Annotated in this window: 16 protein-coding genes; 9 read left to right on the top strand and 7 right to left on the bottom strand. The window is 60.7% G+C overall.

Going from position 1 to position 23,087, the window contains the following annotated elements:
• Positions 1–70: 70 nt before the first annotated feature.
• The 3 genes from J3T92_RS09040 (at position 71) to J3T92_RS09030 (ending at position 6,212) form a co-directional block, all read left to right on the top strand.
• On the top strand, positions 71–922 hold the full coding sequence (locus tag J3T92_RS09040) for a helix-turn-helix domain-containing protein (RefSeq protein ID WP_267401192.1): 852 nt from the start codon (positions 71–73) through the stop codon (positions 920–922).
• 133 nt (positions 923–1,055) lie between these two features.
• Positions 1,056–2,129, top strand: a complete 1,074-nt coding sequence (locus tag J3T92_RS09035) for a hypothetical protein (protein WP_267401191.1) — start codon at positions 1,056–1,058, stop codon at positions 2,127–2,129.
• A 441-nt stretch (positions 2,130–2,570) separates the two neighbouring features.
• Positions 2,571–6,212, top strand: coding sequence for an InlB B-repeat-containing protein (locus J3T92_RS09030; RefSeq protein WP_267401190.1), 3,642 nt, complete (start codon positions 2,571–2,573; stop codon positions 6,210–6,212).
• An 890-nt stretch (positions 6,213–7,102) separates the two neighbouring features.
• On the opposite strand, the gene J3T92_RS09025 is transcribed toward J3T92_RS09030, so the two are convergent.
• A complete protein-coding gene (locus J3T92_RS09025; RefSeq protein ID WP_267401189.1) occupies positions 7,103–7,348 on the bottom strand; it encodes a hypothetical protein in 246 nt (81 codons plus the stop codon).
• 165 nt (positions 7,349–7,513) lie between these two features.
• Between J3T92_RS09025 and J3T92_RS09020 the strand changes: the two genes are divergently transcribed.
• Positions 7,514–10,000, top strand: a complete 2,487-nt coding sequence (locus J3T92_RS09020; protein WP_267401188.1) for a beta-L-arabinofuranosidase domain-containing protein — start codon at positions 7,514–7,516, stop codon at positions 9,998–10,000.
• A 181-nt stretch (positions 10,001–10,181) separates the two neighbouring features.
• Here the strand turns inward: J3T92_RS09020 and J3T92_RS09015 are convergent, their stop codons facing one another.
• Positions 10,182–11,570 carry an MFS transporter gene (locus J3T92_RS09015; RefSeq protein WP_267401187.1) on the bottom strand — a complete coding sequence of 463 codons (1,389 nt, stop codon included), beginning with the start codon at positions 11,568–11,570 and terminating at the stop codon, positions 10,182–10,184.
• Positions 11,571–11,621: 51 nt separating this feature from the next.
• The gene (locus J3T92_RS09010; protein ID WP_267401186.1) at positions 11,622–12,578 is read right to left on the bottom strand and encodes a nucleoside hydrolase; all 957 of its coding nucleotides are present in this window, start codon (positions 12,576–12,578) and stop codon (positions 11,622–11,624) included.
• A gap of 306 nt (positions 12,579–12,884) precedes the next feature.
• Here J3T92_RS09010 and J3T92_RS09005 point away from each other — a divergent pair, with 306 nt between their 5' ends.
• On the top strand, positions 12,885–14,282 hold the full coding sequence (locus J3T92_RS09005; RefSeq protein WP_267401185.1) for a sugar porter family MFS transporter: 1,398 nt from the start codon (positions 12,885–12,887) through the stop codon (positions 14,280–14,282).
• 48 nt (positions 14,283–14,330) lie between these two features.
• On the opposite strand, the gene J3T92_RS09000 is transcribed toward J3T92_RS09005, so the two are convergent.
• The 3 genes from J3T92_RS09000 to J3T92_RS08990 all read right to left on the bottom strand — a co-directional run bounded on the left by J3T92_RS09000 (position 14,331) and on the right by J3T92_RS08990 (position 17,133).
• Positions 14,331–14,534, bottom strand: a complete 204-nt coding sequence (locus J3T92_RS09000) for a hypothetical protein (protein ID WP_211120454.1) — start codon at positions 14,532–14,534, stop codon at positions 14,331–14,333.
• Between the two features lie 113 nt (positions 14,535–14,647).
• Positions 14,648–15,664, bottom strand: coding sequence for an alpha/beta hydrolase (locus J3T92_RS08995; protein WP_267401183.1), 1,017 nt, complete (start codon positions 15,662–15,664; stop codon positions 14,648–14,650).
• A 17-nt stretch (positions 15,665–15,681) separates the two neighbouring features.
• Complete coding sequence (locus J3T92_RS08990; RefSeq protein WP_267401182.1) at positions 15,682–17,133, bottom strand: sugar porter family MFS transporter; 1,452 nt, start codon at positions 17,131–17,133, stop codon at positions 15,682–15,684.
• Positions 17,134–17,292: 159 nt separating this feature from the next.
• Here J3T92_RS08990 and J3T92_RS08985 point away from each other — a divergent pair, with 159 nt between their 5' ends.
• Together J3T92_RS08985 and J3T92_RS08980 are read left to right on the top strand one after the other, a co-directional pair.
• Positions 17,293–18,222, top strand: a complete 930-nt coding sequence (locus J3T92_RS08985) for an AraC family transcriptional regulator (protein ID WP_267401180.1) — start codon at positions 17,293–17,295, stop codon at positions 18,220–18,222.
• Between the two features lie 123 nt (positions 18,223–18,345).
• A complete protein-coding gene (locus J3T92_RS08980; protein WP_267401178.1) occupies positions 18,346–19,065 on the top strand; it encodes a DUF4391 domain-containing protein in 720 nt (239 codons plus the stop codon).
• Between the two features lie 40 nt (positions 19,066–19,105).
• Here the strand turns inward: J3T92_RS08980 and J3T92_RS08975 are convergent, their stop codons facing one another.
• The gene (locus J3T92_RS08975; RefSeq protein ID WP_267401177.1) at positions 19,106–20,296 is read right to left on the bottom strand and encodes a CdaR family transcriptional regulator; all 1,191 of its coding nucleotides are present in this window, start codon (positions 20,294–20,296) and stop codon (positions 19,106–19,108) included.
• Positions 20,297–20,498: 202 nt separating this feature from the next.
• Here J3T92_RS08975 and J3T92_RS08970 point away from each other — a divergent pair, with 202 nt between their 5' ends.
• Together J3T92_RS08970 and J3T92_RS08965 are read left to right on the top strand one after the other, a co-directional pair.
• A complete protein-coding gene (locus tag J3T92_RS08970) occupies positions 20,499–21,797 on the top strand; it encodes a GntP family permease (RefSeq protein WP_267401176.1) in 1,299 nt (432 codons plus the stop codon).
• Between the two features lie 27 nt (positions 21,798–21,824).
• Positions 21,825–22,955 carry a glycerate kinase gene (locus tag J3T92_RS08965; RefSeq protein ID WP_267401175.1) on the top strand — a complete coding sequence of 377 codons (1,131 nt, stop codon included), beginning with the start codon at positions 21,825–21,827 and terminating at the stop codon, positions 22,953–22,955.
• Positions 22,956–23,087: the final 132 nt, after the last annotated feature.

The following is a 23,087-nucleotide window of genomic DNA, read 5'->3' as shown; positions in this document are numbered from 1 at the left end:
AGCCGGTGGCCTAGAATTCACAATACGTGGGGTTTTTTTACCTATTTTCTCCGACGAGAGGTCGATTTTCATGACATTGTTCTATGACCAGGAAAGCCAGCCGCAGCCCGAGCTGGTGTCTGCCGGCACCTTTATAGGCGACCCAGGCTGGCAGCACAGCAGACGCGTCATCAGGACCTTCGAAATCATCTGCAACATCCAGGGCATTTTGCCCTTGCAGATTGGCGACACGCGCTACATGGTGGGTCCGAGCACCTTCCTGATCGTGCCTCCCAACCTAGAGCATCGAGGATTTCGCGCCATCACCGAGAGCCTGCGATTCGATTGGATGCATTTCAATCTGCCTGGCTTGACCCCAGTCAGAGGCAACAGCGATGATCCCGAAGCGGACGAGGCTTCGAGCATCCTCCTGCCTGCCTACAGCGAGCACCTGTTCATGGACCGGATCACCGTCATCACCAACCAGTTGCTGGACGTCTACCAGATGCACGGCGATCAACACTATCTGAATGCTATCCTGGCCTGCGTGCTTTATGAGGTGACCATGCAGGCCAAGCAGCTTCTGCACACCCCGTCTATGAACATTCATGAACTGCAGCCGGTGCGCGACTGGATCCGCATACACGCTCTGGGGCCGATCAGCCTGAGCCAAATCGCCGACTACTTCAGCTACAACAAAAGCTACCTATCGCGCAAATACCGGCAGAAGTTCGGCATCACCATTTCCCAGGAGATCGAACGCTTCCGCATGGAGGCGGCTAAGTCGCTGCTGGTGGAGACCGACGACACAGTGGAAGGCATCGGGGCCATCGTCGGGTACAAGGACGACAAATACTTCATGAAGGTATTCAAACGCAACACCGGCATCAGCCCCACCCGCTACCGAAGAACCTTTCACCAAAGGCACTTCAACTCCCACTGAGCGCTACAACCGGGTCGATCATAAGGACAATAGGTGGGTTTTAATGACGCAGTGGTCTCTGCCAGGCCGATTTCGCGGCCGACGCTCATAGGATGAAAACAGCAAGGTGATTTTGCAACGAAGGGAGATCCCCATGCCTCACACCAACCCGCCTCGGATGATTTTCAGCCAGATGATCGATCCTCGACGCATCGAGCTCTACTGGGACCAGGAGGTGGAGGGAGCCTCAGATCCCAGGCATTTCCGTCTGTCCCTGGACGACCATCCTCTGCCGCTGATGGAGAGGACCGACGTGGAGTGGAATCTGCTCAATGTCTATGAACCCATCAAGAAACGGTCCACGTTGATTACCAGAGACCCCTTGGATCGCACTGTTCTGGGACGCCTGTCCGTACGAGCGGAAGCGGCCATCGTCAATCAACAGGGTCAGCAGGCCGATCCGGAAGTCGAGATCGTGGTCAACAACTGGCACTGCCAGTATACGCAGTTCACCAACTGCCGCTGCGGAATCCCCATCGAGTCATCTGAAGACGTCAGGCACCACACCCGGCTGTTGGCGGCCGACCTGATCGACACCATGATGTCCGCATCGCCGCGGATAGCCCGGACCATGATCTCCCTTGGGGCCAGGGTCGCCATCTACGGGCCTCATGAGGATGTCTATGACATACCTGAACATCGCGGCGGCGCCCAGATTATGGATCGCCCTGTGGAAGGGTACGGCGGCATGATCGGTGACCCGGTCACTTCCATCTCCGCAGCCAATATCGAGCGCATCACTGAGGGCATGCATCAGACCCGGTACCCTAACGAGTCCATACTGGCCCATGAATTCGGCCACGCCATCCACCTGCTGGGCATCAACCGTCTGGAAGATCAGAGTCTGGCCCATCGAATCCAGGCCGCCTACAGCCATGCAATGGAGGCTGGACTCTGGCCGCGAACCTACCTGATCGGCAACATCGAAGAGTACTTCGCCACCCTTACATCCATGTGGTTCAACGTCATGGCCGAGAGCGCCGACGACACCTGGGACGGGGTCCGAGGCCCGCTCAACACCAGGAATGAGCTGCACGAATACGACCCGATCGGCTACGACCTGCTTGCGGACATATATCCGCAGACCGCTCTGCCCTACCCTTGGGATACCAATGCAGTCAACCACGACTACAGCGGGCATATGGACCAGTTGCCCTGCGGGCACTAAAACTTTAGCCAGTCATCCTGCCCAAGGCCAGCCTCTCTCACTTGAAGGTAAGAGGGAATCACTTGCTGATCAATGTCATCAGCCACACTTGTAACCGACCGATGCAAAAATCAACAACTGGTGCTTTCCACACAAGCGGAATGTCTTCGGACCCCCCAGGCATTCACTGTTCCACGAACCGACATAAGCATGAGGAATCGACCAGACAAGCCCGCAAGAATCCCTAAAAAGTTACCCTGTTAATGTTCCAAAGGTGAAGGGCAGCCGTATGACGGACGCCCCTGCTGCTGGGAGCGGGATGCTTCGCTTTAAAGTGATGAGGCTGAGCGTGATAAGGTTGTTTCTGGTTGTAGGGAATACATGTGCGGCTTGCGGCTTTACATGAGGCGGGGGCACTGGGAAGCATGACCGCGTATGCGTGGATAGGGGTTTGTGCATATCATGCGCCAGCATTCGAACATCTCGGCCAGGGCCATCGGCATCTTGCTTGTCGTCATCCTGCCTGCCAGCCTCCTGGCCGGAGGCTTGGCCGCAGCCGATGCCACCGTCGGCAAACCATCCGGCACGGCCACGCACGCCACCCTGGAAAACCCAAGGAAGCAGGACCCCGAAACCCCCAGCGCAGATAGCCGGCAGCCCGACGCCGCTGGCAGCGCGCTGACCGCCACCCCGCCAGCCCCTTCATCCCCGCTGACCACATCCTCCCCACTGCCGTCATCCTCCCCCCTGGCCGCGCCCGACGCTCCCGACACCACAGGCAGCCGGCCGCAGGCCCAATCCTCTCAAACCTGGACGGTCAGCTTCGACCCGGCCGGCGGCAGCAGCATCGGCGGGCAGACCATCCCCGACGGGGGGCAGGCCAGCCGGCCCAGCCCCGACCCGTCCAGGGACGGGTACCTGTTCGACGGCTGGTTCCAAGGCGATGTCGCCTACGACTTCAACCAGCCCGTCACCCGCAGCATCGCCCTGACCGCCCGGTGGACCAAGGGAGACGACAACTGGTCCATCAGCCCCAGCCAAGGGCCTATAACCGGGGGCGCCAAGGTCACCCTCACCCCGCCAGCACAGCGCGGCATCAAATTCAGCCAGCTCAGCATGGGCGGCATGCATTCCGCGGCCCTCGCCTCGGACGGCAGCCTCTACACATGGGGAGACAACGGCGGCGGCGAGCTGGGCGACGGCACCAACACCAACAGGAACACGCCAGTCCAAGTGAAGAAGCCCCAAGGCGCGCCAGAAGGATTCATTTGGAAACAAGCCAGCGTAGGCTGGTCCCATTCCGCGGCGTTCGGCTCGGACGGCAACCTCTACACATGGGGAGACAACGGCCATGGCCAGCTGGGCGACGGGACCACCACCAACCGGAACAGGCCAATCCCGGTCGGCAAGCCCCAAGGCGCGCCAGAAGGATTCACCTGGAAACGATTCATCCTAGGAGACTTGAATACCGCAGCATTCGGCTCGGACGGCAGCCTCTACACATGGGGGAACAACCAGTACGGCCAGCTGGGCGACGGCACCACCACCGACAGGAGCAGGCCAGTCCTGGTCGGCAAGCCCCAAGGAGCCCCCGACGGATTCACCTGGAAACAGGTCAGCATAGGCTGGCAGCATTCCGCGGCCATCGGCTCGGACGGCCAGCTCTACACCTGGGGACAGAACTACAGAGCCCAGCTGGGCGACGGCACCACCACCGACCGGCACACGCCGACCTTGGTCGGCAAGCCCCAAGGAGCCCCCGACGGATTCACCTGGAAACAAATCAGCCTAGGCGACTGGCATACCGAGGCTTTAGGCTCGGACGGCAGCTTCTACATCTGGGGAAGCAACGAACACAGCCAGCTGGGCGACGGCACCACCACCAACAGGAGCAGGCCAATCCCGGTCGGCAAGCCCCAAGGAGCGCCCGCCGGGTTCACCTGGAAATACGCGATCCTAGGCTGCAACCATTCTGCGGCGATCGGCTCGAACGGCCAGCTCTACACCTGGGGAGTCAACGGCAACGGCCAGCTGGGCGACGGCACCACCACCGACCGGAACCGGCCGGTCATGGTCGTCTTCCCCGGCGCCACCACGCCTACTGATGTCCTGTTCGGTCAGGCCAAGGCCATGGGGGGGATCACGGCCAACCCTGATGGCACCTGGCAGGCGACCACGCCCGCGCATGACCCGGGGGCCGTGGACGTGAGGGTCGTCTGGAACAGGAACGGGCCGCAGCCGGACGCGCACCTGCAATACACATATATCGCCCCCAAATACCAGGTCGGCTTCACCTCCAAGGACAGCTCCTGCCCCGCCCCCACGGGCATGCCCCCCAGCCAGGCCGTCACCCAGGACGGGCAGGCGGAACGCCCCCAGCCGGACCCGAAAGCCGACGGCTGCCTGTTCGACGGCTGGTTCCAAGACAATGTGGCCTACGACTTCACCCAGCCCGTCACCCATGACATCACCCTGACCGCCCGGTGGACCAGGACGGACACGCAGCACTGGACCATCAGCCCCGCCCAAGGACCCGAGACCGGAGGCACCAAGGTGACCCTGACCCCGCCCAAGCCGCGCGGCATCAGATTCAGCCAAATCAGCGCAGGAAGAGGAAACATCGCTGCTGTCGCCTCGGACGGCAACTTGTACGCGTGGGGAAGCAACCAGTACGGCCAACTGGGCGACGGCACCGCCACCGACCGGCATGAGCCGGTCCGGGCGTTGAAGCCCGAAGGCGCGCCAGCCGGGTTCACCTGGGTGCAGGCCTCGGCAGGATACATGTTCACACTGGGCCTGGGCTCCGACGGCAATATCTACAGCTGGGGCGACAACGAGAACGCCACGCTGGGACGCAGCATCGGCGGCAAGACCATCAACGGCATCCCGGCCGACCCCCGGCCCGGCAAGGTCGACAAGCCCCAAGACGCGCCAGCAGGGTTCACCTGGAAGCATGTGGAGGCGGGAAGCCTGCACGCGCTGGCATTGGGCTCCGACGGCCAGCTCTACAGCTGGGGCCTCAATGAGCATGGCTATGTAGGCAACGGGACCACCACCCGGCAATACACTCCCGTCCGGGTAAGCTTGCCGGAGCATGCGCCCTCAGGGTTCACCTGGAAGCGGATGAGCGGCTGGGGCTGGCATTCCCTGGCTCTGGGCTCGGACAACCAGCTCTACGGCTGGGGATACTCCAGGGCTTGCGAGCTGGGCACCGGGCAAATAACGCCAGACAGGCTCACCCCTGTCCCTGTGGCCAAACCAGAGGGCGTGTCATCCTGGGGACAGTTCCAGATGGGCGACTACAGCTCGCTGGCCATCGGCTCCGACGGCAACGCCTACGGCTGGGGCAGCAGCTTCAGCGGCAGCGTCGGCAACGGGGACGCCAATGTTATGGTGTGTACACTGGCCCAGGCCCGCCCTTCCTATGCTGGGCAATCCTGGAAGCAGGTCAGCGTCCACAACAGCACGTCTCTTGGCATCGATTCTGCCGGGCGCCTGTACGCCTGGGGCAACAACGATTACGGCCAGATCGGGGACGGCACCACCATTGAGCGGCATACCCCGGTCCAGGTGGCGGCGCCGGCAGACGGGCCTTCCGGCTTGACCTGGGTGCAGGTGAGCGCCGGATGGGACAACCTGTCCTACGGCCTGGCCTCAGACGGCAACCTGTACTCCTGGGGGAGCAACATCAACGGCCAGCTGGGGCGCGAGCCCGCTGAAGCCTGGCCGGCCAGCCGGCCAGGACCGGTCGGCTTCCCCGGAAAACCACAAGCCACCAGCATCTGCTTCGACCAAACCCGGCAGCAAGGCGCCTGCCTTGCCGCCGGCAAAAACCTGACGCCCAACGCGGACGGCACCTGGAACGCCACCACGCCCGCCTACACGCCAGGCCCCGTCCCCGCAGCCATCGACTGGACCCAGGACGGCATACCACAGGAAACCGACACAAGCAACACCTACCGGTACCTGTCCATCGCCAGCCTGCCCCTGACCGGAGGAAACGGCATGCTCCTCCTGCTCGCCACAGGACTGCTCGCCGCAGGAGCCGCCACAGCAGCCAAAAACCGACGACAACAAACCCAAACACACACTTCACACGAGTAAGCAGCCCGGGCCACACCCCCAACAGGACCCAGGCCAACAGGCGGCCCCGCCACCCCCAACACGACGGAGCCGCCACCACACCCAACAACCCTACAAACCACAACCAGACCCCAGTCGGACCAACCACACACCGCCAGCAAACAGCAACCCAGCCCGACTTTAATGCAGAGAAAGCCGAGAACGGGATTGCGATCGGCCTTGACAGTCGCTGCCGCGTCAGGCATCCACAATCACCAAGTCTAAAAGCCAAAAGCGCGGGCATAGGCAACCCGCTTTCGGCAAAACAGACCACAAAACCCAAACACAAAGCTCCAACACGAACAAAAGGCACACCAGGTAAGCGCAGCCACCGACTACCATCTTCCAATCACAACCTAAAGCAAGAGTGTCATCTTATCCCATCAGCATCGATCCCTAAGTCTGCATCAACCTCGATAGATGTGTCCAGGCTCTGATCAACCCGGCAAAGCCAACGATAGAGTTCGTCTCTGGCCGTTTTTCCACATTCAAGCAACTCGCATTTGCTGTTTTATGCATTGCATCTGTCCTAATCTTCGCCTCACCCGCCAAAGACGCAAAAACTGATGACAAACCAGGAATCGCTCATCAGCCCATCAATTCAGCCACGGAAGGCCGAAGCCGTCCAAGTATAGGATCTGCAGAGACAATGCACGATAGAGAAGTCGAGGCGGGTCAGGAGCCCCGCATGCAAGAACCAGGCAGATCGGGTCGCGTATGAGTGCTTTCGCGCCGTATACCATCCCTGCTTTGGCCCATGAGAGGCATTCTGGCAAGATGGTCCATTCACTGGAAAAGCAGTCACTGCGCTGGGTATGCGACTCTGCCGCTGTCTTGGCGCCAACCATTCCGCGAGAAGGGGCCATCAGCCATTAAATGGCTTGATCCATGCAGATCAGTCTGAAGCGTACAAGACCCATCGTCCTGGTTCGGCTGTATTGCTCTAACTCGACCAATGCCTCAACCTGAATGGATTGATGAAATAAGAACCACGCAAGAAAGACAACCGCTCTGGCCGTCGGATCTGATGGCTGCCGCAACCACAACAATCCGCAACGACCGCCACCAGCACATCCCGATTCTCCAATAAGCGTCTCAGCCACTGCTTTGATGGTCAACCGCTCATGTCCTCATAGGAACTACGCGGATCCTGGACACGGTCCCTGGTGCCCTCATGACTGTAGCAACCCGCTAAGCGCTATAATTACTTCCAGCAGCATAGTCGGCCCCTGCTTCGCTGGTCGTCGTGCGCGGCCACTAGATATTTGCCGCAAGGAGGGGTCATGACCGATACACACGTACGATCCGCATCACCCACAAACCAGCTCCGATGGAAACATGGGCAGGAGCATGAGTGCTTCACCTTTGCCCCGTCCCAGATCTGCCTGGCCCCGGGCAGTGCCTATGCTGATGCCCAGCAGGCCGGTGCGGACTACCTGCTCAGCCTGGATCCTGACCGTCTGCTGGCCCCATACCGGCGCGAGGCCGGCCTGCCCCACCAGGACAGCCCTTACCCTAACTGGGAATCCATGGGCCTGGATGGCCATATGGGCGGCCACTACCTATCCGGCCTGGCGGCATACTGGCAGACTCTGCTCGATCACCGCTTCCTGGCAAGGGCAACCTATATGTTGACTGTCCTGCGTGAATGTCAACGAGCCTCCGGCGACGGCTTCCTAGGCGGCATGCCCCACAGCGCCGAGCTCTTCCGAAGCCTGCGAAAAGGCCATATCCAGGCACAGTCATTCGATCTGCAAGGCGCATGGGTTCCCCTCTACAACCTCCACAAGCTCATGGCGGGTCTATTGGATTGCTGGCAGGCCTTCCAAATCCCTGAAAACAACAGCCAAGCAGCAGATGCCTCCGCCATGGCCCACGACATGGTTCTGCAGCTGGCTGACTGGTGGTGCAATCTAGCGGACGCCATTGCCGAGCAGGATTTCCAAACCATGCTGTCTTGTGAATACGGAGGATTGAACGATGTCTTTGCCCGTCTATACCAGCTGACCGGGAGAGAACGCTATCTGCGCCAGGCCCGCCGCCTGACCGACCAGGCCTTCTTCGAACCGCTGGCCGGCGGCAAGGATCGGCTTACAGGCCTGCATGCCAACACGCAGATCCCCAAGGTCCTGGGTTACGAGCGTCTGTTTGAGATCACCCGCGAGAAAACCTATCGCAGGGCCGTAGACACCTTCTGGCATGGGGTGGTGGACCGGCGCACGGTCTCCATCGGTGCCCACTCCGTCTCGGAGCATTTCAACCCGCCGGACGACTTCTCCGCCGTGGTCACCTCCCGGGAAGGCCTGGAGACCTGCAACAGCTGCAACATGGCCAAGCTGGCCCTGAGCCTCTATAGGCGCACAGGGCAGGCCCGATACCTGGATTTCTACGAGCGGGTGCTGGTCAATCATCTGGTCTCCACAGTAGGCATCCACGAGCACGGCTTCGTCTATTTCACCCCTATGCGTCCACGGCATTACCGGGTCTACTCCAGCGCCCAGCGCTCCTTCTGGTGCTGCGTTGGCACAGGCCTGGAGAATCACGCACGCTACAACAGCATGATCTTCGAACGCCAACCAGGCAATGAGCCCGGCAGCAAATCCGAGTCCCTGGTGGTCAACCTCTTCATTCCTGCCGTCCTGGACTGGTCCGCCCGCAGACTGCGCGTCGGACTATCCTATGCTCCCGGCCCCGGAACAGCCAACCTGGGCCGCCTGGACCTGGAAGGTCCGCCGGAGGAGCAACAGACTGTGGACCTTTACCTGCGTCATCCCTGGTGGCTTGAGGATGCCAGGTACCGGGTCATGCAAGGACAGCAGGCCCAGCTGACCGTCGATCCAACGAGGTCCGATTCAAACAGCAGCCCATGCTTCGACCATTTGCGCCTGACCTGGACTGGACAAGCAACTTTGGAGGTGGCCCACCGGGTCCGGGTGACTGCCGAGCCCCTGCCTGACGGTTCGGACTGGATCAGCCTGCTGCGCGGTGTCAAGGTCATGGCTGCCCGCAGCGATGACGCTGATCTGGAGGGCCTGAAGGCAGACGACTCCCGAGCCAGTCATATCGCCGCCGGTCCTCTGCGCCCGCTTGGCGACCTGCCCCTGCTCCTGGGAGAGCCCAAGGACTTCCTTCTGCCCCACCCCCAGGACGACGGCGCCATCGAGGTGGCCGTCGCCAGACCGCACGCACCAGCCCGGGAGGCGGAAGGGGACCCCGAGTGGATCGACTCGCGCCTGTTGCTGGTCCCCTTCACCTCTATAGAAGCCTCCAGGTACTCGGTTTATCTGCCTTGGGCACAGGATTGGGACAAAGACCGCGTTCACCGCGCCCTGAAAGACATTGATGTTCAGGAACAGGCCCATGAGCGTCAGATTTGCGATCAGGTGGACTGCGGATCCCAGCAGTCCGAGATCGACCATGAGTACCAGGGTCGGAATGACCGGCAGGAGCTGATCGAGGGAACGAACACCCGTCGCGCCCTGACTGGCGGCTGCTTCTCCTACCGGCTCCATGATGCCACTGGGAAAGCAAGGATGTTGGAGGTGGCTATGCGCGGCCAGAACAGCACAGCTTGTTATTCTCTGCGAGCGGAAGGCTTGGAGCTGGGGAAACCAGTCAGGAGACATGAGCACGGCACGGTCCTCGACCGGTACCCCCTGAATGGGCAAGTCTTGAATGCCCTGCCCGATCGGTCTGTCAGGGTGAGGATTCAGGCTGGCAATGAGTGCCCCACCCCTGACATGCTGACCCTGGCCCTGATCCGCGGCTGAATCGCCGGCCCTTCCCCATGCAGAACTGACAGGGCTTCAAAGCAAGGCTGAGGGTGGCATCGGCATTTCCCCGTTGTGCACTGCCCACCGCATACCAACCATATATATGGGTCGACCGCCTGACCGTGCGAAAGGCGATTCCTCTTATCGCGGTCATGCGGTCGATGCTTTTCTCGGGAACCTAGTGCTGGTCGTCAGGCTTGGCGTAGATGAACTTGTTGCAGATCAAGTACACGATCAGGCCAAGCAATGCTACGGCAGCGCCGATCAGGAGCAGGTTGCTGTAGTTGGCCGCCAGGCCGGTGGCACCCATGATGCTGAAGCCTTCCAGGCTGGTCTTGCCCATCAGGCCGCCGATGATGGCGATGCCGATGGAGCCGGTGACATTCATGACCAGGTCGTTCATGCCCACGCCGCGGCCTGACTGCTCCTGTGGCAGGGTGTCAAGCACGGTGGAGACAATAGGCGAGTACATGAGGCCGACGCCGGCGTAGTAGACGCAGGCAGTCAGAGTCAGAGCCAGAAGGCCGGAATTGACCACTAGGGCTGATCCGGCGAAGCCTAGTATCATCAAGCAGGCAGCGATGATGATCGCTGTTTTGCGACCGATTTTGTCCACGATGGCACCCGAGGTGGTGCCCAGCACGGCGGCTACCAGGAATGCCCAGACCACGTGCAGGGAGACCGTGGAGGTCGGCACCCGGTAGACGTCACGCCCGATGGCGTTGAAGATGGGCGACATGCAGTAGTTCATGAAGTAGAAGATCAGGATCAGGGCGATGCCCATCAACCAGCGCTTGTTGCGGAAGAAGGCCGGGGTGATGAAAGGGCTGCGGGCCCGGCTGATATACAGCCCGAAGATCAGGTAGCAGACCGCGGAGGCCACCAGCAGCCACCAGGCGGCATATGAGAAGAAAAGAGTCAACAAGGCCGTTGCCAGGCCGAAAATGACAAAGCCCAGCCAGTCCACCTTCTCGCCATTGCCACCGCCGGTGGGCAGGCTCTTGAGCAGAACGGGCAGGAAGAGGATCGTGACCGCAGGAATAAGGAACAGGTACTGCCAGGCCAGCGAGCTGAGCAGACCAGCAGCGAAGATGCCGATGGCTGCAGACACCTGGTAGCCTGCCGTGAAGATGCCAAAGAAGATCACTTTCAGCGAGGGCTTGAGATATTTGGTCGCCACGACCAGGTAGGCCGAGCCGGCCACCTGCTCCCCGGCGGTCTGCAGCAGCCGGGCCGCAATCACATTCCAGATGTTGGGGGCCATAATCGTGTTGGCCACATACCCGTACACGGACCCCACGAACAATATGCACAAGCCAAAGGTGACCAGCTTGCGCAGGGAGACGAAGTCGCCCAAGGAACCGTAGATGAAGCAGACGATGCCCAGGACGATGCTGGGCAGGGCCGTGATCAGCGAGGCCTGATCAGGTGCGCCCGCATCCTTGCCGACTTGCTGGAATACCAGGTTGAAGCCCTGCAGGCACAAGGTGCCCAGGACAAAGGTGATCAGCAGCAGGATCAATGATCGTACGGCTGTCGAATCCTCGGTGGGTTGTTCTTCGGACATAATGTCTTCAATACTCTTTCTCTTGCGTGAACTTGCCGGGGATGGCGGACATCACTCGGTCTGGGAGGCCAGACTGGTGATGCGGGTCATGAACTCGTTCAGGAAGCGGGGCACATCTACGTCGACGGCCACACGCATGGTCTTGTGCGGATCATTGAGCCGCTGCTCGTCCCCGATGGTGCGCCCGCGCGTGGCCCCTTCGGTCTCGACCTTCATATTCATAGGCAGGGTGGTGACCAGGGTCGGATCCACGGCCACGCCCACGGCCAGCGGATCGTGCAGGCCACAGCCTCCCAGGTGGGGCGAGGTGGTCTCATAGGCCTTGATATAGAAGTCGGTCATATCCGCCAGGAAGGTGCCTGCCGCAGTGCCCAGTTGCCGCCAGCGGGCGGTCTCCTTGTAGGTGAGCAGAGTCTGCAGGGTCACGTCCAGACCGACCATGGTCACGGGCGCGCCGGAGCGGAAGAGCGCATCTGCCGCGTCCGGATCCTGGGAGATGTTGGCCTCCTGCCAGGCATCCACATTCCCCGGCACGGTCAGAGCACCGCCCATAAGCACAATGGAGCCGATGCGCTGGGCTATATCGGGCTCCTTCGCCAGGGCGGCGGCGATGTTGGTCATGGGGCCTGTGGGCACGTATACTAGGTCCTTGCCGTAGGTGTTGACTGAATCGATGATAAAGTCTACAGCCGACTGCGTCTCCGCCTCGCGGTGCGAGTCCGGGATGGCCGCGTCGCCGATGCCGTTCTCGCCGTGAATGAAGACGGAGACAGGCAGCACCTTGAAGGAGTCGGCTTTGGAGGCGTGGGGCAGACCCGGATAGACCTTGACCTCCGGGTGTCCCAGCAAGTCGGTGATGGCCAGATCATTCCGGATGCCCTGCTCCAGCAGAACGTTGCCATAGGTGCCCGTTATGCCGATCAGCTCAACTTCGGGGCTGCCCAGGGCGTAGGAAATAGCCAGAGTGTCGTCGACACCAGTGTCCAGATCGAGAATCAGCTTGCGCATGCAATGCTTCCTTTCGTCGCCATGGCTGTATAGAACCATGGCCGTAAGCACCCACGGCGTTCTTGGCGCGCATACGAGTTTACCATAGGTTGGACCGGGCTGTTTCGCCGCTCATGACAGGAACTAGCCGTGGACAATATCCTCAGATGCTCATGGCTTCGGCAACCAGAACTCAGGTGACGAGTCCGGCATCTGCCTTCTGGCTGATTGCACTGTCCATAATGACAAGCCGGACGCACAAGCCGCTCCCCCAGGTGCCTATGATGACTCTGATTCTGCCCGGATGAGCTGGCGAAAGGGGTACCCATGGCTCCAAGGGAAACGAAGGCATCCACAACCACGCTCCAAGAACGTCGACGCAACCTGCAGCTGATGACCTCGCTAGGCGTGCTGGCCGGAGGCCTCTACGGCTACACCCTGACCGTTATCTCCGGGACGCTGGTCGGCATGAACCTAGGCTCGGGTCCGGACGGGCACCTGACGGCCGGCGAGCAGGGCATGGTCACCTCCGCTTTGTTGATAGGGGCGGCGCTGGGATCCTACCTGGCAGGCAGGCTCAACGACCGCTTGGGTCCCAGACTCATCATCCTGACCGGCGCCCTGCTGGCCATCCCCGGAGCTCTGCTGAGCGCCCTGGCCCCCAGCCTGCCCCTGCTGGAGCTGGGGAGGTTGGTCATCGGGGTCGGCATAGGCATGACTTCGACCATCGTGCCCATCTACCTGGCCGATATGGTCGGCACGGTTGAACGCGGACGGGTGGTTTCGGTCAACTCGGTCATGATCGTGGTTTGGCAGCTGCTGGCGGTCAGCGTCAACGCCATCATGAACCGGATGGGCGCCGACTGGCGGACCATGCTCTGGGCAGTAGTGCCACCAGCCGTCCTGCTGGCTTTGCTGGCATGCTTCCTTCATGACAGTCCGGCCCACCTGATCCGCCGAGGCGAACAGGACCAGGCGGCGGCCTTCCTTGAGGCTACACGCGACGAAAAAGAGGCCCGGGAGACCATGCAGGAGCTTTCACAGCCCAAGAGTGCGACAACCGCCAGCTTCAAGGCCCCCTGGCTCCGGCGGGTGCTGATCGTGGGCATCGGCGTGGCTATGATCAATCAGCTGACCGGGCTGAATATAGTCAACTACTACGCGCCGACCATCTTCACCGATACCCTTGGCTTCGACCCCTCCCTGTCCATGGTCGCCACTGTGCCCGTCATCCTGGTCTCCGCCATAGCGGCCACCATCGGAGGACTGGGGCTGATTGACCGATTCGACCGCCGCGCCATACTGGCCGCGGGACTTGCAGGCACCATCGTCTTTCTCGCCGCCATCGGGGTCTGCTACCGGTTCGTCGGCGCCCCCGGCTCCGAGTCACGAACGGCCGCCGGGATCATGATCGGCATGATGATGATCTACGTGGTTTTCGTCCAGGGCCTGGTAGCCCCGGTCACCTGGCTGCTCCTGTCCGAGATCTTCCCTCAGGAGGTCAAGAGCCGCGGCATGGGCTACGCCAACGTGGCCATGAACCTGACCAACTTCGGACTCTCCCTGGTCTTCCCCACTCTGCTGGCCCGGCTGGGCGGCACCGGCGCCTACCTGCTCTTCGCCCTCATCAATGTATGCGCCTTGGTTTTCGCCTGGGTCATGGTGCCCGAGACCAGGGGCAAAAGCCTAGCCCAAATCGAGCAGGAGGCCCGAGCCCGTGCATGAAAAGAGGGCGAAGCCGGATGCCGGCCCGCCCTCAATGGGCCTGATGCTTCAGATGCCGAAGACCTGCTTGGCCAGCTTGGCAATAGTGTCGCCACCCAGCTCCGCGACATCGTTCTTGCACTGGTTTATCTTGCCAAAGAGCTGGTCCGCATCGTTGTAGGACAGGGGCTTGCCGATCTGCTTGGCCAGGTCCACTAGCTGGTCGATGGTCTCCAGGTTGCTCAGCTTCTCTACCAAGGTCTTCTCGTCCATGAATCACTCCTCTGTAAGCGGCGGTGCAGGTACCGGGGGCCTTACGCCATCGATGCCCATCTTTTCCCCTCCCATCATAGTCAACGACCGGATGAACCGGGCGCGCAAAGGGCTCAAATCAGGTCGTAAGAAAAATCGTGGATCTGGTCCAGGGCCTGCCGGCTCTCCACCAGCCAGGTCATGGCCACTGGATAGACGTGTCCCAGGGTCTGCAGGCGGTTGGGTCTCGGGTCCTGCAGCTCGAAGTCGCGGCCCTTCCTGCACAGAATCTCGGCCAGCTTCAGAGCGTCACCCTGCAGAAAATCGTCGGCGCTAGTGTTCAGGAAGACCGGCGGCAGGTGAACCATGTCGACCAAGGTCGTCAGGTCGGCCACCTGGTCGCCCCCAGCATGCATGAAGCTTCTAAAGAAGGATGGAGCAACGATTGCCAGGTCATCGGTGGGCGAACCAGTTGGATGGAAGTCTTCCAGATCCGCCGATAAGTAAGGAGTCAGATCGAAAAGCCCTGAGACGAAGGCAGCGCCCCGAGGCCGCAGACCGGCAGGTTTCAGCCCCAGCCTCTGCGCGAATTGGTCATCGGACTCCACTGCCAGCGTATAGAGGGCCAGCGTGCCTCCGGCCGAATCTCCCGTCAGAAAGATCCGATCAGGCGAAACCGGATACGCGTCCAGGTGGTTCTTTATCCAGGTCAGAGCCGTCAGCATATCACCCAGCTGGCCCATGAAGTCCGTGCTCGGGACCAGTCGGTAGTTGACTGAGAAAACCGCAAAGCCGCGCTGGGCCAGGTGGGTGCAGAAGTTCCGGTTGAGCTCCTTGTAGCCGTACATGAACCCGCCGCCGTGGATGTCGATGTAGACCGGGGTCACCTTGCCGTTGCGCAGCAGGGCATCATGAGGAAGGTAAAGATCCAGCTTGTGGGCCCGCAGACCATCGTCCACATAAGCGATGTCGTTGAGGCAGTCCACTCCCTCGGGCACCTGCCAGTGACGGGAGCGGAGAGCATCCATGCGCCCGAAAGTCAGCCGGGAGCCCAGAACGGCCTGGACTATATCGGCACTGCAGCCATCCAGGTCCCCGTCAACTTCGGTCCAACCCTCCAGGAGTTCACGTTCCTCGTCGGTTACAGTCATCTCTGAATCGTTGCTCATCATTCAGCCCTCATATCTTCCAGCTCTACGCCGTTGGTCTCTGGCAGAACCTTCAGAACGAACAGGAGGCTCAGCGCCGCGAAGACGGTATACAGCAAATATACGTTGCCGGTGCCGATCCCATCCCGCAGCCAAGGGAAGGAGGTGGACACCAAAAAATTCCCGATCCAGTTGAAAGCGGTTGCTACGGCCACGCCCATGGCACGGATATTGTTGGGGAAGATCTCACCGATGACCACCCACATGGCCGGCCCCCATGTGCCGCAGAATGTGAAGTAGAAGAGGTAGACCGCTACCAGAGTGAGCGGCGCCCACACACCCTTCAAGGACAACCCCGTGGCGGTGACCTGGGCATGGTAGAAGCCGAAGGTAGCGAGAAGAAGGAAGACGGCCATGCCAGCAGAACCGAAGGCCAGAAGCTTTTTCCGGCCGATCCTGTCAATCAACGCCATGGAAATGATCATGGGGACGAAAGCGACCACCGCACGAATAACCGAAATGTTCAACGCTTGCTGCTCAGAAAAACCGAGCGATCGCCAAAGGCTGGAATCATAGTAAAGAATGATGTTGACCCCGTTGAACTGTTGGAACAGCGCCACAGCAATAGCTATCCAGACCACCTTTTTCAGGCCGAAGGTGCGTCCGCGCAGATCAGACAGCCGTGGACTGGTCTCATTGCCGACCGAAAGCCTTATCTGAGCCACTTTTGCCTGTGGATCCCGGGTGCCATTGAGTTGCCTGAGCAGGGTGGCAGCCTCCTGGTCACGTCCTTTCATGACCAAGTACCTGGGCGACTCGGGCAACTTAAAGCAGACAATCAGCATGATCAGAGCAGGGACCAACATCATCAACAGCATCCACCGCCAGGTGGGCAAGGAAAACCACAAAGCCTGGTCAGCTCCACCTGAACTTTTGGCCAGCACATTGTTGACTATAACGGAGGCCAGCATGCCGATGCCCACCGCAAACTGCTGGAAACTGGTCAGGAATCCACGCATTTTCGTGGGCGAAACCTCGGCAATATAGGCCGGTCCGACCACAGAAGCAAAGCCCACGCCAATGCCGCCGATGATGCGGAAGAGTAGGAAACTCCATATTTCCGGAGCGAAGGCCGACCCTATTGAACTGACCACAAAGAGTAAAGCCGCCGAAAGCATGATCTTTACTCGCCCAAATCGGTCAGCCAGTTTGCCAGCGAACCAGGCACCGATCACGCAGCCCAACAGGGCAGCCGATACCGAAATGCCGCTCATGAAGCTGTTAAGGCCAAAACCTGCTTTTGTGCCGGCAATGGAATCCACGGCCCCGTTGATCACTGAAGTGTCGTAGCCGAACAGCAATCCTCCTGTTGCCCCTGCCAGACAGACCAGGATGATGCGGCGTCGCACAGACGGATCAAGAACTTCCGTCACATCACCAGACGATGACGACTGATTGTTTTTTTGTGACACGGTCACTCCTTTGTAGCATGACACATCGTTACCACAAAGCTATACATACCCGAGGGTCTGAGAATGTCAATCGGTGACCCGGATACGACATTTTGTGACCTGTCTGCCAGGTGAAATGAAATAATGTACAGACTGCTTTCCTCGGAAAGGAGATGTTCAATGCTGCAAAATCCAAAGGAAGCCCATCAATACAACACAGTGATCAGCCCCGACTTCTTGGAAGAGGACATTTATCCCGAGGGCTATCCAGGCCTGGTCATCGTTCATTATGACAATGACGAATTGGTTAGCGCTCATTGGCACCAGGGTCTGGAAGTGATTCACACCATCCATGGTGGCGGCTCCTTCCAGGTCGAAGACCAGCACTATATGCTCAGGGACAACGATAACCTGCTGATCAGCCCGTATAAGATGCACCAGGGCCGCACCGTCAGCCACAGCAAAGGTTTGGTTAAGATCATCTCAGTCACCTTCAACAATGAAGTCGTAGGTCGGATTTACCCCTTTGCCGACAGGTTTCTTTTCTCGCTCTCCAGTCCCCATGCCAACATGCAAGACCGGAAGAATCTGGACCAGCTGATGATCAGCATCGGCAGCCTGTATGAATATCAGAACACGGCTTCGGCATTTCTGCTGAATGCAACGCTTTATCAATTGCTGCACCTGCTGTACACCAGATTCACCATCGGCGTGCGGCCGCCGGAATCAATCAGATCAGGGCGCAATGTCACCAGGCAGATTCTCGGCTATCTAGCCAATCACCACACCGAGAATCTGACCGAGCGGACTGCGGCCGCCTACTTTGGCTACAGCAGAGAGCACTTCAGCCGTCTATTCCGAAAGACCACTGGCTCCACCTTCAAGTCTTATCTGACCAAATTGAGACTGGACGACGCAAGAGCCAATATGGATCGGTCCAGTGGCCCCATAACAAATATTGCCGCCGATGCTGGATTCCCCAATCTGACCAGTTTCACACGATCCTTCACTCGTGAATACGGGATCACACCCCGGCAATACCGAAGGGGGCATCTCCAGATCGATCAAGCAACGTTACAGACGAACAGCGACGATCTATGCGACAAGTAGCAACACTCATAAAAACGTTTGCCTGATAGACAACAAGTCATGTCATGCCGTCAAACGGACATTCATGCTACTGGTCGCGCTCCTGCCGGTAGAATAATGGAAACAGAGACAGAAAGGCCAAGGATGACAATCGCAACCTACGAAGGCGTATCCGCGCTATCCCTGGGCCTGCCGCCCGCCACCGCCATTCCAGCAGCCAAGAGCGAACTGCCCATAAGGGCCTTCACCACGCGACCTCCCGTCTCCTCACGGCTGCGTCAGCACTTCTCCACCAGCATCGACAAGATCGTCATGCTGGCCCTGCTGCGGCCCGGGACTGTTCCTGTGACGGATGGCGCACACTGCCATGAGGTGCTGGTCATGGCCGTCGGGCTGAAGACCCCCGATGTGCCGGAGGACGTGTTGGAGCACATCGCCGCCATGCGCTCCTCAGGCATGGTTTTTATCACCATTCACCAAGGTGAAGAGGGACTCGTCTGCACGCCGGCCGTCCGCCGGGCCCTGCCTACCAAGGCCGGTCATGAGACCAGGCATACGCTCCACCTAGGCAGGCCCCGCCCTGCCGATCAGACCAGTCTGACCCTGGTGGGCGACGATATGGATCAGCTCTGGGACAGCCTGTGCGCCCAGGTGACCCTGGACCAGACTGACGGCACGGATCTGGACAGCCGACTCGCCGTCCGCGAGCGCATCGACCTGCTCAAGACCCAGGAGGCCAAGCTGGCCGGGGACCATGGCCGGGCCCGGACCACCCAGGCCCGCAACACAGCCTTTGCCAAGCTTCAGAAGGTCCGGGCCGAACTGAACCAGCTTTCCGCCGGTAGTCAGACGGCGCAAAAATAGGACACGGAGTCTAGCCCGGCCTGGTTCGGCCTTATTTGTTCTAGCTCGTTTCCCTAGGATGGTCGGCGGTCTCAGGATGCTCACCCAACTCGGCGCGTTCATCGGGGATATCCTTGTAGGCCAGGTATTTGCGCAGTTCGAAGGCCATGGCCAGGTCGGGATAATCGCTTAGGCGGCGGGGATTGTAGCCTGTCTCTCTGGCCAGGGCATCCAGTCGGTTCTGCATGGTGTTCTTGTGGATGAAAAGCTCCTGGGCGGCGTGGGTGATGCTGCCGTTGTGCCGGATGTAGGCGCTGAAGACCCTCTCGAACCAATCGACACGATCCGGAGGGAGGCCCGCAAAGACCTGATCCACAAAGGTCTGACACTGCTCGGCGGGCAGTGAGGTGATGAGCAGACCCGCGCCCATCTGCTCGTACCGATACCGCTGGTCATCGTCGGTGAATCCGGCCCAGCGCGCGGCGATGCAGGCCTGCCGGTAGCTGTGCCAGTACTGGCCCGGATCCGCTTGGATCATCCCCGCGCCTAGCACCACCTTGGAGCCGACTGCCCGACCGAGAGCCTGACGCAGCGCAGCCACGAACTCATCAAGCTCAGCATCCCCCATCTGCGGCGCATAGATGCGAAAGACCTTTGGGCTCACAGCGAAAAGGGGAACCCCGAAGGACAGACAGGTCTTGCAGAGCCTCTCGTAGAGCCTATCCTGGTTGAGCCTTTCCAGCCGGATACCTGGCGTCCGGCCGACCAGAGCCCGTCGTGGACCCGACAGATCCAGGTCGAGGGCCAGGGCCAGGGCGTTCATCAATTCGTCGTCCTTGTGCTCCAGAGTCAGTAGGTTGACCAAGTTGCTGGTCATGATCCGCCGGTTGAATCTGTCAATCTGCTCCATGTTGGCGCAGAGCATGAGCTCGGTCATACGCTCGATGATCCCGCCCAGAGCGCCAACCTTGTTCACTGGGCCGGTGATGCCGATGACCGCCACCACAGCGTCATTGAGCACCACCGGCACGTTGACCCCGTCACGGGCGCCCTGATAAGGATGGCGACGATCCACGGCAACGGTTTGGCAGTCAACGGCCGCCTGACGGGCCGCGTCATGGAAGCTGCCTATGCGCGAAGCATCAGTGCTGGCCACCATGGCTCCCTCGGTGTCGAAAAAGTTGATATTGTACTCGGTTACATCCTTGAGATTATCGACGATTGTCTGCGCCGTCGCAGGGTCTATGGTCATGGCGCCTCCTTACGGACATGGTACATGAACCATTTTTGCCATCGTCACCCATCGCTTTTCGAGTATGGGTGCCCTGGCAAAAAGTCCATAACAGAGCCACACTAAAAGCGAGAAAAGAATGGGATCGTTACTGGACTGGCCCGGCAGCTACGACGGTGCCGGCCCTGGTCCCTGGCACAGGTTACGGATCAAAGGAACCGACATGGACATTACCCTGTCATGGTGGGCCGCCCTGCTGGGCCTGGCCCTGGCCATCATCCTCATTCTCAAGAAGCTCAACACCACCTATGCACTCATGCTGGGAGCAATCCTGGGCTGCCTGATCGGCGGCGCCTCCCTAGGGCAGACCGTCAACATCGTGGTAGCCGGATCCCAGAGCGTCATGGGCACGGTTATCCGGGTCCTGGCTGCCGGCGTGCTGGCGGGAGTCATGATGGAGTCCGGCGCTGCCAACCGGATAGCCCGAGCCATAGTAGACGGCTTGGGCGAGCGCATGGCCATCCTCTCCCTGGCCCTGGCCACCATGATCATCTGCGCCGTCGGAGTCTTCATCCCCGTGGCCGTCCTGATCGTGGCGCCCATCGCCATCGAGGTTGGCAGTCGGCTCAGGATCTCCAAGCTGGCCCTGCTGATCGCCCTGTCCGGGGGCGGCAAGGCCGGCAACATCATCTCCCCCAATCCCAACACGATCGCGGTGGCCTCAGGGTTCCACATACAGCCCTCGGCAGTCATGATCGGCAGTTTCATCCCGGCACTATGCGGACTGGCCATGGCCGTCCTGCTGGCCACCATCATGCAGCATCGCGGGCGTATCGTCACCATGGACGACCTGGGCGATGATGCAGCTAAAGCCTCCAAGGACAAGGATCTGCCCTCCTTGGGACGCTCCCTGGTGGCCCCTATCACTGCTGTGGTTCTGCTTCTGCTCAATCCCGTGGGCTCTATTCTGCATATCGGCCTGCTGGAGCGGTTCCAGGTGGATGCCATGTACATCCTGCCCCTGGCATCCCTCCTGGGTCTGCTGGCCATGGGACAGGGCGGCAAAATCCTCACATACACCAGCGCCGGCCTGCAGCGCATGGTTGATGTGGTCCTTATCCTGATCGGAGCCGGGGCCTTGGGCGGACTGATCACCAGCTCCGACCTGCCCAAGCAGATCGTCAGCCTCATCCACGCCATGGGCGTGCCCGGATCCATGCTGGCCCCCATCGCCGGCGTCCTCATGGCCGCAGCCACGGCCTCCACCTCCACGGGCGTCATTCTGGGCAGCAGCTCCTTCGGCAAGTCCATCCTGGCCTTCGGCACCTCGGGGGTGGCTGCAGCCGTCACCATGCAGGCAGGCGCCACGGTCATTGACCAGCTGCCCCACGGCAACTACTTCCACGTCACTGCCAAGTCCATCAACATGACCTTGGGCGAGCGGATGAAGGTGGTCCCCTTTGAGTTCCTGGTAGGCCTGACCATGACCCTGGTGGCCATGCTGGTCTATCTGGTCTTCTGAAATGACGAGTCAGGAAAGGCAACAACCATGAAAATCATCATTGCGCCCGACTCCTTCAAGGGCAGCCTGACCGCCAAGGAGGCTGCAAAAGCCATCGAACGCGGATTGCGACGCAGCCCCCTCAAGGCCGAAATGGTCCTGGTGCCCATGGCCGACGGCGGCGAGGGCACGGTCCAGTCCCTGGTCGATGCCACCGGAGGCCATATGATCCAGGCCCAGGTCACCGGACCCTTGGGGCAGACCGTGAACGCCAGCTACGGCATTCTGGGCGACGGACGGACAGCCGCCATCGAGATGGCTGCGGCCAGCGGCATCCAGTTCGTCAACGAACAGACCCGCGACCCGCTGACCGCCACCACTTACGGCACGGGCGAGCTGATCAGCAAGGCCCTGGACCAGGGAGCACAGGAAATCATCGTCGGCCTGGGCGGATCGGCCACCAACGACGGTGGCGCCGGCATGGCCCAGGCCCTGGGTGCCCGGCTTCTGGACGCCCAAGGGCATGAGCTGACCCAGGGTGGAGCGGCGCTGGCCCGGCTGGACCGAATCGACGTCTCCGGGCTGGATTCCCGGCTGGCCCGCACCCGCATTCGTCTGGCCTCGGATGTGACCAACCCCCTGACAGGCCCCGAAGGAGCATCGGCCGTATTCGGCCCGCAAAAGGGTGCAGACCCATCCATGGTGGCCACCCTGGATGCAGCGCTGGCCCACTATGCAGCCGTCATTCGCAAGGACCTGCATCGGGAGGTGGAGACCAAGCCGGGCGCAGGGGCCGCCGGTGGTCTAGGCGCAGGGTTCCTGGCCTTCACTCCGGCCGTCATGGCCTCGGGCGTCAACATCGTGGTGGAGACCACCCGTCTTAAGGAGCTGGCCTGCGGCGCCGACCTCTGCTTCACCGGCGAGGGCGGCATCGACTTCCAGACCGGTTTCGGCAAAACCCCCATGGGCACAGCCCAAGCCGTCAAGGAGTCCTCCCCCGGCTGCAAGGTCATCGCCCTGGCCGGCAACGTGGGCGCCGGGACCGAAGAGCTCTACAAGGTGGGCATCGACGCCATCTTCAGCATCAGCCCCGGGGCCGTCAGCCTTGAGGATGCCATGGCCAAGGCCGCCGACAACCTATCAGCAGCGGCCGAGAACATCGGTAGGCTCCTGTCCTAATCCAGTTCGGATCAGCTGAACAGCAAAGGGGGTTCCGGATGCCTTGAGCACCCGGAACCCCTGCAGTCGGAACCCCTGTCAGGGCCCCTGCTCGGCATGACCTTCAGCAGCCATGCCGCCAGTTGAAGGAGA

Origin of the sequence: Bifidobacterium sp. B4081, assembly GCF_026537335.1 — a bacterium.
Taxonomy (GTDB): Bacteria; Actinomycetota; Actinomycetes; order Actinomycetales; family Bifidobacteriaceae; genus Bombiscardovia.
The sequence above is the reverse complement of the archived record's forward strand: the minus strand, read 5'-3'. Positions and strand labels throughout refer to the sequence as shown.